This window comes from Olleya sp. UBA1516, from assembly GCF_002323495.1.
Taxonomy (GTDB): Bacteria; Bacteroidota; Bacteroidia; order Flavobacteriales; family Flavobacteriaceae; genus Olleya.
The window spans coordinates 1-13,305 of record NZ_DCQO01000013.1 but is presented as its reverse complement, the minus strand read 5'-3'; the positions used below and the strand labels follow the sequence as shown (position 1 = coordinate 13,305).

General features: G+C 29.3%; 12 protein-coding genes. 3 read left to right on the top strand and 9 right to left on the bottom strand.

The genetic code is table 11. The features are described from left to right. Window positions 1-34: 34 nt before the first annotated feature. From B2989_RS08520 to B2989_RS08500, 5 genes are all read right to left on the bottom strand, one after another. Window positions 35-604 carry a hypothetical protein gene (locus B2989_RS08520; protein WP_292947286.1) on the bottom strand — a complete coding sequence of 190 codons (570 nt, stop codon included), beginning with the start codon at window positions 602-604 and terminating at the stop codon, window positions 35-37. 130 nt (window positions 605-734) lie between these two features. Next, window positions 735-1,079: a hypothetical protein gene (locus B2989_RS08515; RefSeq protein WP_145006546.1), complete on the bottom strand. Its 345-nt coding sequence runs from the start codon at window positions 1,077-1,079 to the stop codon at window positions 735-737. A 154-nt stretch (window positions 1,080-1,233) separates the two neighbouring features. Then, window positions 1,234-1,845, bottom strand: a complete 612-nt coding sequence (locus tag B2989_RS08510) for an autotransporter outer membrane beta-barrel domain-containing protein (protein ID WP_292947281.1) — start codon at window positions 1,843-1,845, stop codon at window positions 1,234-1,236. A 26-nt stretch (window positions 1,846-1,871) separates the two neighbouring features. Beyond that, window positions 1,872-2,711, bottom strand: coding sequence for a DUF4412 domain-containing protein (locus tag B2989_RS08505; protein WP_292947278.1), 840 nt, complete (start codon window positions 2,709-2,711; stop codon window positions 1,872-1,874). 22 nt (window positions 2,712-2,733) lie between these two features. After that, window positions 2,734-3,081, bottom strand: coding sequence for a hypothetical protein (locus tag B2989_RS08500; protein ID WP_292947275.1), 348 nt, complete (start codon window positions 3,079-3,081; stop codon window positions 2,734-2,736). A gap of 130 nt (window positions 3,082-3,211) precedes the next feature. Here B2989_RS08500 and B2989_RS08495 point away from each other — a divergent pair, with 130 nt between their 5' ends. Continuing rightward, complete coding sequence (locus tag B2989_RS08495) at window positions 3,212-3,781, top strand: RNA polymerase sigma factor (RefSeq protein ID WP_292947272.1); 570 nt, start codon at window positions 3,212-3,214, stop codon at window positions 3,779-3,781. A gap of 1 nt (window position 3,782) precedes the next feature. After that, window positions 3,783-4,505: a tetratricopeptide repeat protein gene (locus B2989_RS08490; RefSeq protein WP_292947269.1), complete on the top strand. Its 723-nt coding sequence runs from the start codon at window positions 3,783-3,785 to the stop codon at window positions 4,503-4,505. On the opposite strand, the gene B2989_RS08485 is transcribed toward B2989_RS08490, so the two are convergent. The 4 genes from B2989_RS08485 to B2989_RS08470 form a co-directional block, all read right to left on the bottom strand. Continuing rightward, window positions 4,502-7,231: a CHAT domain-containing protein gene (locus tag B2989_RS08485; protein WP_292947266.1), complete on the bottom strand. Its 2,730-nt coding sequence runs from the start codon at window positions 7,229-7,231 to the stop codon at window positions 4,502-4,504. The two genes, B2989_RS08490 and B2989_RS08485, sit on opposite strands and share 4 nt — an antisense overlap. A gap of 5 nt (window positions 7,232-7,236) precedes the next feature. Beyond that, the gene (locus B2989_RS08480) at window positions 7,237-7,710 is read right to left on the bottom strand and encodes a hypothetical protein (protein ID WP_292947263.1); all 474 of its coding nucleotides are present in this window, start codon (window positions 7,708-7,710) and stop codon (window positions 7,237-7,239) included. 118 nt (window positions 7,711-7,828) lie between these two features. Next, window positions 7,829-10,255 (bottom strand): ribonuclease HII, encoded by a 2,427-nt coding sequence (locus B2989_RS08475; RefSeq protein ID WP_292947260.1) that lies wholly within the window; start codon window positions 10,253-10,255, stop codon window positions 7,829-7,831. Between the two features lie 31 nt (window positions 10,256-10,286). After that, complete coding sequence (locus B2989_RS08470) at window positions 10,287-10,886, bottom strand: ribonuclease HII (protein ID WP_292947257.1); 600 nt, start codon at window positions 10,884-10,886, stop codon at window positions 10,287-10,289. Between the two features lie 145 nt (window positions 10,887-11,031). On the opposite strand from B2989_RS08470, the gene B2989_RS08465 reads away from it, so the two are divergent. Further along, window positions 11,032-13,005, top strand: a complete 1,974-nt coding sequence (locus tag B2989_RS08465; RefSeq protein ID WP_292947254.1) for a putative porin — start codon at window positions 11,032-11,034, stop codon at window positions 13,003-13,005. Window positions 13,006-13,305: the final 300 nt, after the last annotated feature.

Sequence of the window (13,305 nt, the reverse complement as noted above, 5' to 3'; positions counted from 1 at the left end):
TTTGCTTCGGTTGTTTTTGTGTTATAATGTAAAATTAATAAGCTATACCATAATAATCACATACTTGATAATAGTTAGTAATGTCAATTCCAGCTTGACTTAATTGATTGTAGGTTTGTTGTTTACTGTTGGTTGTAAATCTTGCACTAGACGAAGACTCAATTATAATAACTCTTAAAGAGGATAAGTCTCCTGCTGCTATAGTATAGCTTGATCCTGAGGCGTCACCATAATCAAAATCAATACCACCAAGATAGTGTATTACGTGAACAGAAAAGTCAAACGCAATAGTATCAAATGGACATGGTACAGTTACCCAATTATTAGGATTGTTATTTAAATAAGTAAGTATGACACCATTGTCTAATATGTCTTGTGTTATTTCTGGAATTGCTACAGAGGTGTAATTACCTGCAAAGGTTGAAGCATCAAGAGTAATGCTTTGTACATTAGCATTTCCGTCCATACCATCTGTTCCGTTAATTCCATCAATACCGTCTGCACCAGCAGGACCATCTGCACCATCTTCTGTTGAACATGAAAAGTTAAAAGCAACTATAATTGCTAATAGGACAAATTTTGATTTTAATAATAAATGTTTCATTGTGTTTTTGTTTAAATGATTAATAGTTTTTGTTTTCCTATTAATAGATCAAAAATGAAAAGGTTAACGTAAGAGATAAAAAAAAGCCGAAAAAAAATATTTTTCAGCTTTTTAACTAAATTGACTAATTCTAGCTTTCTTCTTCACCAACAGGCTCGTTAGAGGTTTTTATGCTATTCCATTCTGGGTGAGTAGAATTTAAGTAAGCATACACTGGTTTTTCATTTCTAACCATATCAACATACATCGGCATGTCTTTAAATGGTAAAAATATGGCTCCAACTTTGTTGGCAGGAATATAAGTTGGATCAGGTACAGGACTTGAGTCATGTAAGAAGTACATAATAAATCTGTGGTCTTTGTCATAACAGGTAATGTAACCTTGGATTTTAATTTTTTTACCATTCCATGTTGCAGAATTTTGATAACCCAAAGCCATTTTGTAAGTGTTAACTGTAAATTGTTTTGTTGCCATAATTAAATATGTTTTAAGATTAATAACACTTATTAATGGTTTTGGTAAGTAAAGGTTAACACATAGAATAAAAAAAGCCGAAACATTTGTTTCGGCTTTTAAACTAAATTAAATAATGAAAACTCAATCAATCAGTTTAAAGGGATATTATCAATTAAAAATAAGCAGACAATCCAATGCCTAGAAAGATGGATGATAAACTCTCTTTGTACTCTGAAGGTGCATCTTCTGGGTTTATGTCTTCCCAAGAATAATTTATAGAAGGTTCAATAGCGACATGATCTCCTAGTAAAAAAGAATAGCCAACACCAACTCTAAATCCAAAGGATGACGCTTTAGTTTCTAACGTTTCGAGTTCGGTAAAACTACTTTCGGTAGTTGTTTTTTGAGATCCGAAACCAACAACAGCTTCGGCAAAAAGACCATTGTCTAAATAATATCTAGCAAAAGGTAATACTGCAAAACCATTGGTTGTGGTTTCTATATCTCCAAAAAACTCATCTTCTTGTTTTTCTTTATTGGTAGTTATGGAAAGCTCTAGTCCAATAGCAAGATTATCTGCTATAAAATAACCTGCTTTAGGAGTAATATTAGTTGTAAAAGCAGTGGCTTTATTATCATTAATTTTTCGGGTTGTATTGTATACTAAAATGCTTCCGTTAGTTAAAAATGTCCCTTTGGTTTTGGCTTGAAAAACATCTTGAGCTTGGCAGTTTAAGCTTAAAATAATTAAAGGTAAAATACTTAGTGTTTTAAAAATGTTCATTTTATTGTTGGTTTATAATTAATAATTTACATTAGTTTTTTATAGTCAGATGACTTTATGGTTATAGTGGTTTTGTCCAAAGCAATACATGTCATTTTTATGGCTTTAGGTTTGCGTTTAGAGGTGTCAACCATATCCATTTCTAGCGTTAGTCCATCTATCATTTTCATCCAAGATTGATTATTCCCTTTTTTGCTTTTAAGGTTGTACATGGATTTTACAAATGATATACCTGCGTTTTGTGTAATCCAAACAGTACCTTCAATTTCTGGTCCTTTAACTTTAAAAGCTTCACATGTATAGCCTAATATTGTTTTAGTGTTTCCTGTAGCTATTATGCTTATTTCGGATTGATTAATAGCGTCGTCAGTGGAGTCCTCAAAGTTTAAACCCATAGACATTAGTGTTTTGTCGCCTTTATTGTCCATAAACATATACATGGATTTTTTGTCTATATCCATAACGCTTATCACATCATTCTTACCTGTTTTATCAGGAATACTGGTTCCAAAATAATTTCCAGCATTGGTTAAATAGTAGACTAAGTTTGTTGTGCGTTTGCCATCTTCTATTTGCATGACGTATTTATGAGAAAATGTGTAAGTGTTTGCAGGAGTTTCAGCAGATGTACTAGTGCCAAAAGGTGATTTATTATTACTAGTTGCGGTTTTAGGATCACTACTATTATTAAATGTAGAATCAAAAGCTTTTTCAGTTTCGCGTTCGGTTTTTTGTTCAACTTTCTTTTCTAAAGTTTTTTCGGCAGCTTTTTCTGCTTTTTTAGCTAGTTTTTTCCAAATCTGTGCATTACTTGACGTTACAAAGCAGCACATTAATATTATTAGTAAGGGTTTTAAAAGTTTCATTGTTTTATTTTTAATGGATTAATTATTCGTCTTTTTTAGCTTCCTTTATTTGTCTTCCAATAGCTTGTCCTAATGAGTCTTTTTGTTTTTGTGTCAAATCTTTAGATAACAAGTAATATTGATTTTTCAGCTCTGTTTTTTGTTTTTCAGGTAAGTCCGATTTTTCTAATAACTCTAAATATCCTATTGCTTTTCCGTTAGCGTTACCATCAAGGTTTTCGCCAAAAAGGCTTGTTAAAGTTTGAGTCCCTTTATCTAAAAAATTGTTAGAGTTAGTAGTAGTAGAATCTTTAGTAGCAGTTTTGTTTTGTCCATGTCCACTAATAGTAAAAGTTAATAGTATCATGGTTGTGAATAGCAGTGTTTTCATTTTTTTAAAGTTTTATAAATACGCTTATTAATGTTTTGATTTTAAAAAGGTTAACAGAAGATGCTTTTTATTTTAAAAAAAAGTTAATTTTACTTTTACGTGTTAACCTTTCCTTCAAACCAAGTATTAAATGGCAAATAACCAAGAAGAAATATCGCTTCAAAGTTTAAAACAGGGCTCAGACCAAGCACTTCAGCAAGTGTATGAAGACAACAGAGACAAGTTTATAAATTTTGCTAGACGTTATAATTTGGATACCGATGACATTATAGATATTTACCAAGATGCTTATATCGTGTTTTATAACAATGTAATGAGTGGTAAAATTGAAAGCTTTACAAGCAGTATTTCTACTTATTTATTTAGTATTGGTAAATATTTAATCTTTGATAAGATGAAAAAAAACAACAAAAAAGTAAGTTCTAATTTTGATTTATCCTTAGTTAAGGATTCTGATGATTTAGTAACTACCTTGGATGTTGAAAATGAAGCGTTAACCCAAGAGCAAAAGCTACTAAAACAGCACTTTAAAGACTTAGGTAAGCAATGTCAAGAGTTACTTACCTTGTTTTATTACAGAGGATTTACCATTAAAGACATTTTAAAACATAGTAATTATAATAGCGAAAACGTTATTAAAAGCGCTAAGTCTAGATGCCTAAAAACCTTAAAACAACGTATTAATAGCAACCCTAAATAACATGGATAAACAACAACTTTTATATCTATATTTTTCTGATAAATTAACTTCAGAACAAGAACAAGTATTTAAAGATTTGCTAAATACCGATTCTGAATTTAAAGCGCAATTTGAATTTGAAAATAATATCAAGCAAGTCATTAAGGCAGAACAAAGCGATACTTTAAAATCTAAACTACAGGGTTTTGAAAAAAAGATAAAGACTGAGCAAAACAATGCCAAATCATGGTTTAATTGGCGCATTGCTGCATCCATTGTCTTTTTTTTAGCAGCTGGTTGGTTTGGTTATGATGCTTTTTTTGGTGTAAATTATGAGGATTTATATGCTACCAATTATAAAAACTATCCAAATACAGTTTATACTATTACAAGAGGGGAAGATACAAGTAGTCTTGAACGTGAAGCTTTTGTAGCTTATGAAACTGAAGACTATAATTTAGCAATTCAAAAATTTAATAAAATAGAAAATAAACAACCTTACTTTAATTTTTATAAAGCAAATTCGTATTTAGGTTTAGGCGAATTAGATAAAGCAAAAGATTTGTTTAAAATAGAAACAGAAGCAGATGAAGCTGAATTTAAAGCGGAAGCTAAATGGTATTTGGCCTTAATTAATTTGAAACAGCATAATAAAACCGAAGCCACTAAATATCTTGAAACTTTAATTGCAAATTATAATTACAAAAAGGAGGAAGCTAAAACGTTACTTGAAAGTTTAAACTAACTATTTTTCTTTTTTAATAATATACCTAATATTACTATTAGCAGTATTCCCGCTATAATCCATAACCAATAATGCGTTGAGGTTAAAGGCTCAGTATTTCCAGAAATTACAAATGCAGACCAATAATATGGATGCGATAAGGCATTGTCTTTATTTTGTTTTACAAAAGTTAGCTTAGCTTGTTGTAGTGCTAAGTCTTTAGGTTGTCCGTTTGAAAGGTTTTTGTAAAAATCTGACATTAATGCAGCAGAAGACGCATCGTTAATTTTCCAAAGTGTACTAGATATGCTTTGTGCGCCACTAAAGTAAAAGCCTCTTGCTAAACTTAATAATCCTTCACCACGTTTTAAGTCTCCTATTCCGCTCTCGCAAGCAGATAGGGTAACCAAATTGGCATTGAGTTTTAAATTATACAAGTCTTTAGTATACAGATAACCGTTTTGCCTATTTTTAGTGGTAAATGCTAAAAATGAAAACTCCGGAGCTTCATCATTAAAAACAGCATGTGTTGCCAAGTGTAAAATACTATAATTAGTACTTTTAGTATTAAAATTTTGTAAGGTAGCATTGTCATGACCTAATACTTGACCTTTAAAATAATCTGCACAATCCTTTGCTTCCTTTAAGTTATTAGGTAACGCTAGTAAATTGCTGTTGTTAAAACTTGGCGCGAAAGCTAAAAGTTTTCCATTATTAGATTTTTTAGCTTGTAATTGCTGTAATAATGTTGCAGAATTAATGTAACTTATATTATGTTTTTCAAGTAAATAATTGGATTTATTATCAATTAGAGCAGCAAAAGGTATGTAGTTTAACAATCCATCGGCTACAATTATTAGATTTTGATTTAATTTATTAATAGGAGCTATTATCTTATCGTGTAAACTTTCTAGATTTTTTCTTAACAGCTCTAAATTGGATTTAGGATTGCTAAGCATTTTATATGTTAATTTTACTGAATCATTAAAATTATAATCCAATGTTATTCTCTTAAGTTGTTTTGTGTTTTTAGTTATTCCAAATGCATAGATCGCATTTTCACCATAAAAATAGGAGATAAGCATATCTTTTTTAGATAATAGTTGTTGTGTTTTTTTTAAACTAATCCCTTTTGAATTGTACTTTAAATTAAAGTAATTTTTATAGTTTGACTCTAGACGTTTTACATAATTAGTATGTTCTAGTTTTAAGTTGGTTAACTCTTCTTTTAAAGTTTCAGTTTTATTAACGTTTAGTTTTTTTTCTAAAGTGGTAATTTTATATTTTAAAACGTCTCCTTCTTCAATTATGTTTTTTGGGATATTTGCATAACTGGTAGCTTTACTACTTAATAAGGCTTCTAAAAGTAAAACGCTTTTACTTTTTTCTGCATATAAAAAAGCTTGATCTATATAAGAGTTATTATTGCTTTTGCTATCTAAAGCAAAACAGGCCTCTATACCTGACTCAAACAATGGAAAAGCATTTTCTATAAAAAAAAGTTTGTCATCATTATACCTAAAGGTTGGTCTTAGTTTGTCTAGAATACTAATAGCATAATTTACTGTGTTGATAGTTTCAATAGGATTATTAAGATTGTTTAATGTAATAGCTTTTAGCTTTAATGTTTTTAATAAGTTTATTTGATTAATGCTTGATTTAATAGAGTCATTTTGAAATAAATTTATGGCTATATTATAATGGTTTATAGCTTTATTTGGATCATCGTACTTTTGATGCAACTCGCCTATATCAGAATTTGTAATTGCTATATATTGGTTGTTTTTATACGATCTAGTAGCTTTTTTTTTGTAAAAATCTAGCGCTTTATTTAATTCATTTAATGCTTTTTCATAGTTGTTTTCATTATCATATATTTCGGAGTATAGTTTATAATAATTTACATTGTACATATGGTTTATATCTAAATACTGTTTAGCTTTTTTTAGATAAAACTTAGCACTATCAATTTTTTTTAATTGAATGTAATTTTTGGCAATATTAAAACACGAAGACATAATATTGTTTGAGCCACCTTTATTATCGTAGTAGTTTAAAAATTTAAGAAAATAGCTGTTAGATTGTTTATGCTTGTTTTCTTTTTTTAAAACTTCGGCTAGCAAATTATAGTTTGAGTATATCAAATCATTATTAGTACTATCTATTGTTTTTAAAAACCTGATATTTTTATCATACAGTGCTTTAGATAAGGCGTATTTACCTTCGTCAGTATTCATTTTAGCCACATAACTATAAGCTACAGAAAGAAACGTTTTGTTTTTTAAAAGTTGGGAGTTGTCAGCGTTTGCGGTGTTATCAATTATTTTTTGAAAACGATTTTTAGCTGCTTCGTAATTATTTAAGCGGTAATAATAAAAACCATAATAAAAGTTAATATGGTTTTTATATTTAAGACTGTTTTCTAAGGTGTTAAAGTAATTTTTTTGACTATTATATAAGGAGTCAATAGTGAATAAAGTAGATTGTCGTTTGGTAAAATTATTATGATAAAACGCTGTGTTATACATTTCAAAATAACTATCCATTGCATAATTCCAATGCTTATTGCTTGCTGCAACTTTAATACTTTGTTTAAAGTAATAATACGCTGAGTCTTGGTTGCTAGTTGCAATATTGATAGCTTTATTACTTAGTTTTTTTATTGTTTTTTCTAAAGCTTGGCTGGACTGTTGTGATAAACTAACTTGAAGTGAAATTAAGCATATAAAAGATAAGATATATTTCATTCATCTTACTTTTTAAACATAACATTATAAGGCTTTTTATTGTTAGTGGTAACTTGTAATTTGTTTGTTCCGTCGCATATTGACGATTTCATTTTATTTACCGGAAAGACAAGAGTGCTATCTTCTAATGTTGTTAAATCATCAGCTGTAAATGTTTGAATTGGATTGTCTTTGTTGTCCAATAAGATAATCTTTATGTTTTTAGTGTCCTTGTCAAAGCTTATGTATTTAACAGAAGGACAACAGTCTGTGAAGGAACTGTCTGGACAAGGTGGGAGAGGGTCTCCTCCTCCAATTGCAATAGAGTCGTTAGTTGCAGTGTATGTGCTTCTTTGATCTGTGTTTTGAATATGTATGGTATAAAGCTGTCTTTCGGTTAAAGTATTTTGTTCAGACAAATCGATTTCAGCTTTATTATTGTTATTACAAGAATTAGCTAACAGAAATAAAGTACATAGGGATATAATTACAGCTTTCATAAAGTAGTGTTTAGTTTATGTTTACTTAATGTTTTAAGTATCATAAAGTTAACGTTTTAATTGAATATTTTAAATAAATCACCAATTTTTTAGCTGTAATAACCTTTTATTCAGTCACTTAATTTATTTTGTAAACTAACACGGAGTTGCTCTCACCTTTTGTCACAAACTCTAGATTATTATCCTTGTCAATATTATCAAGATCTATAGCTGATGTACCGTAAACAGGAAAGTTATCTTGCTGCTTTGCATTGCTATCAAATAACATTACTTTTTGAGTTTGCTTATCGGTAGTGGAAACGTATATTTTATTGTTAATTAAAAATAGTTTTGCAGGCGTATAGCTACCAAAATCTAATTGTAAGGTTTGATCTTTTATATTTAAAGTATTGTCACTTTGTGTAATTAATGTTTTTGTAGTTGCGCTTAAATTTATGTTTTCTGATAGGTTTGTATTACTTACTGTAACCTTTCCTTTTTGGTCTATCGTTGCTAACTTACCGTCTTTAGTTGTTGTTATAAAATCCGAGTTATAATTAAAAATAGCTTGATTTGCATAACTAAGTTTTGTTTTAGGAGTCACTCTGGTTTTACCACGTCTGTCTAAAATGTATAATTGGTTGTCTGTTTTAAAAAGCAGGTAATCTTTTCGGCCAATTCTAATATGTTGAGGTGGTGTGTTTATAGTTTCTTCTGCTTTTTTAAAGTTGAAACCTTTGACCGTTTTACCTTGACTATCATAAACTAGTACATTTTTGTCTTGTGTTATAAACAAGCGGTATTTTTTGTTATTGTCATAGTCAAAAACAGAAAGAGGTTGTGTAATATCATCATTAAAGGTCATCGGAAACGGTTTTACATCCTCTCCAGTATGATCTAAAACATAAACACGATTAGCAGTAGCAAACACTAATTGTAAACGTCCATTTTTGTACATGTCAATTTGATTAACAGATCCTAAAATGGCTCCTTTTAATTGCTTTTTCCATAGTATTTTACCACTATTAGATATTAGATATAAGGTGTTGGCTATGTCCTGTACAATTATATCTTTTTGTTTTGTACGATGGTTTTTAACAAACTGAGGGTTAGTAAGTATGTCATTATCTAATTTAATATTAAACATTTCAGTAACCGAGTTGTCTGAAACCGATGGTTTACTTTGCTTAATAATGGCATTAAAGTGTGCAAAGTCTATGTCGTAAATAAATTGTAAAGCAGTTGTTTTGTAGTTGTCAAATTTAAAATCAAAATTAGTATTCAAGTTAGTTTTGACTATTTGACTTAGATTAATAGGATTTATAACCTGAAGTATAGATGCTTGATTACTTAAGTTTTTCTTTAAATCTTTGTAATAATCGCGATCATTTATTGTAGTCTGATTTTGATAATTAACAATTATATTTTCCAGTGTCTCTGTATTAGATGCAAATACTAAAAACTGATTTATTATAAAGTAGTTAGCAGCCTTGTCTAAATTAACAAATGGTTTTAAATAATCGTTAAATAGTCCAGGTTTAGAAAATTTATAAATGCTAATACCTCTAAAGTCTTCAACTTTTTCTTTTTCACTAAGTAAGGCTTCTTGAGTACTAATAATATCAATAGAGTTTAATACAACAGCACTAGTTGTGTCACTGTAAATTTCACCAAATTCTACGATATTATCAAAAAGAGTCGTTTTAGATTTAAGAGTGTCAATCTTATTGAATTTGTTTAAGTTATGGCTAAATTTTTTATAATCATTAAAAGTAACACTTAAAAAGCCATCACTATTGGAAGGTGTTATTTGTGCTAACTGGTTATCCTGTGGTAAAGTGTTTTTAAACACGTTTAGCAACTTGTTTGTCGTGTCAGAAGCTTTAGTGATTCCGTTTAAAATTAATTGATTTTGACCTATTTCTGTATCAAACGTCAAGTAATCCGTAAAGTTTTTAGACAACACGTTTTTGTTAACAAATATGCTGTTTAAGCCAATGTTGGTGTTTGTGTATACTGATAACGAAGCCTCTTTATCTTGAGTAGCTATTATTTTTTTAATCGAATTTTTGTCAGGTTTACTATTTATTAAGTGTTGCAAATGATCAACATTATTCGCTCCTATAAGTAGGTTTCCAACTGTCGAAACATAAATTATTTGATTTTTATTTGTGATTTTTTCAGCAGATAACCCTTTTAACTTTATAGGCTCTCGTTTAATCTTTAAACTATCAAGATTAAAAACAGTATCATTTAATTTAGTAACAAAACTATATTGTAAACTATCCTTTTTATCTCTAAACAGATTGACGTAAACCTTTTGTTTGCTTTTTATTTGGTTTAATAATTCTAATTTTTCACAAATGTTTTTATAAGACCTTGTGTTAGATAATTGGTCTATAAAATGATTATTGGTTATGTTACTTTTAAAGTTTTCTAGATTGTTAATGGTTAACACATAATCTGCTTGACTAAAAATATAATCTTCAATTGTATTTTTGTTAGTAGATTTTTGACAAGATATTATCAAAAAAATAAATAGTAAACAACACCATATATGTTTCATAAAAGTAGAGAGTTTGTGCAAATATAATAAGTTACAATTCTAATTTCAATTGTTCTGGTAACAGCTTAAAAGATTTTCTGTGGTATTTAGTAGGACCGTATTTTCTAATAGCTTCACGGTGTTGTTTAGTTGGGTAACCTTTATTTTGTTTCCAATTGTACATCGGAAACTCTTCATGGATTTTATTCATGTATTCATCTCGATAAGTTTTGGCTAAAACAGACGCTGCAGCAATAGTTAAAAACTTACCATCTCCTTTAATTATAGTTTCAAACGGAATATCTTTATAAGGTTTAAATTTATTTCCATCCACAATAATAAACTCGGGTGTTTTTTTCATGGCTTCAATAGACTTATGCATCGCTAAAATGGAAGCGTTTAATATATTAATATTATCAATTTCAGCTTCATGGATGTGATAAAAGCCAAAGCACAATGCTTCGTTTTCAATAATTGGTCTTAATAAATCTCTTTTTTTTTCGCTAATTTGTTTAGAGTCGTTCAAAATTTCATTCTTAAAATTAGATTTTAAAATTACAGCAGCAGCAGTAACAGGTCCAGCTAAGCAACCACGACCAGCTTCATCAGTTCCGCACTCTAATTTGTGATTGGTATATTTTAATTTTAGCATTAAATAAAAAAGAAGGTTTGACGTTATATTGTTTCAATTTTGTTCCTTTCTTAACAGAAACCACAAAACCATAAAGATATTTGCTATTTTTGGCAAAAATAAATGATTCAGCTTTTAATTAAAGGTCTAAAATAGTCACCATTTAATGAAAAAAATAATTTTCTCTTTCCTTTTATTCATCATAACTGTTTTTGCTTATGCGCAAAGACCAGTAAAAAAGACTTCAAATAAAGCGATATCTTCAGCCCAATCTAATGTTGTTACCGTTCAGGACAGTGTTAAAAAAGGTAGTGTAGGTGCTAAATCAACACAAAAAAAAGAGGCTGTTATTACAGATTATTTGATTATTAATCATTTAAGAGATACTACATATTTAGACACAACCTTAACAATAAATAAAGAGTATAAATACAATTACTTAAGACGTGATGAGTTTGGTTTAATGCCATTTGCTAATATTGGTCAGACTTATAATAGTCTTACTTATAATTTTAACGACACCCATTTAATTCCAGGATTTGGTGCAAAAGCAAAGCATTTTAACTACTTAGATGCAGAAGACATCAATTATTATCATGTGCCTACACCATTAACAGAACTTTATTTTAAAACTGCCTTAACCCAAGGACAGCAATTAGATGCGTTTTTTACTACCAATACGTCAAAACAGTTTAATTTATCAATTGGATATAAAGGCGTTAGGTCTTTAGGTATATATCAAAACTCATTAACTAGCTCAGGAAATCTTAGGATGACAGCAAGTTATAAAACAAAAAATAGGCGTTATATTTTAAATACACATTTTACCTCTCAGGATTTACTAACTCAAGAAAATGGAGGGTTAAAAGACGACAACCTTGCGTTTTTTGAATCTGGAGACCCTGATTTTGACGACAGAGGAGTGTTAGAAGTAAATTTTGAAAATGCAGAAAATCTACTTTTGGGTAAACGATTTTATTTAAATCATAGCTACGATTTTATTAGACCTAAGGATTCTTTAAGTTCAAACAGTCTTCAATTAGCACATGTAATGACACTTGAGGATAAGATTTATACATTCGATCAATCAGCAGCCAATACCGATTATTTTGGAGAAGCCTTCCGTACTTCAAGCTTAAAGGATAGGACAGAGCTAGAGCAATTTACAAACCAATTACAATTAAACTACAAAAATGCTACATTAGGTAATCTTCAGTTTAATGCAACACATAATAACTATAACTATGGGTATGATAAAATTGTAGCACTAAATTCAGGAACTATAACTAATAGGTTAATTGGAGATGTAGTCTCAGTAGGTGCAAAATATAATAAGCAGTACAAAGGTTTTAATTTAAATGGTAATGCAGGATTAAATGTAACAGGAGATTTTGACGGAAACTATATTTCAGGGACAGCATCTTATCAATTAAATAGTGACCTTAAAATATTAGCTAATATCAATCACTCATCCATAGCTCCAAATTTTAACACATTGCTTTTTCAAAGTGATTATAAAAATTATAATTGGAGTAATCAATTTAATAATATTAAATCACAGCAATTACTCTTTAATATAGACTCCAAAAAATATGCGAATCTAACGGTAGATCTAAATACAATAAATGATTATGTATATTTCTCAAAAAATGAAGAAGGCAATGTTAAACCATACCAAAATAGCGATGCGATTACCTATTTAAAACTCAAACTTCAAAAAGAAATCAGGTATAAAAATTTCGCTTTAGACAATACAGTGTTATATCAAAACGTGCAAGACAACGCCAATGTCTTAAACGTCCCTCAAATAGTAACCCGCAATACACTATATTATTCAAATCAAGTATTCAAAAAAGCAATGTTTTTGCAAACTGGAATAATATTCAATTATTTCAGTTCATATAATATGAATAGTTATGACCCTTTATTAGCCGAGTTCTATACTCAAAATCAAGAAGAGTTCGGAGGATTCCCTAGGCTAGACTTTTTTGTCAACGCAAAAATTAGACAAACTAGAATATTTTTAAAAGCCGAACATTTTAATTCAGCCTTCACTGCAAAAGATTATTATTCGGCAGCCAATCAACCATATCGTGATTTTACAATTCGATTTGGTTTAGTCTGGAATTTCTTTCTATAGCATAATGTTGGCGTTACCCAAAGGGTCGGGCTATCACTACTCGCTTTTTTTTAGCGTACAGTTTTTACTATTTATTACAATACATTTTATGGATTGATTAATTTACTACTTAATATAGGTACGTATAAAAAAAAGAGCTCAAACATACCGTTCTATCCCTAACGCGCTGCTTATCAGTAAACAAATTAAATAGTGACAATATTACTTGTTTATCAGTAAGCTTAAGATTAAAAAATAATTCAAAAAAATATTAGACTCTAACTTGTTAGTAATAAAGCTTTAAAGGATTGTATTAAAATA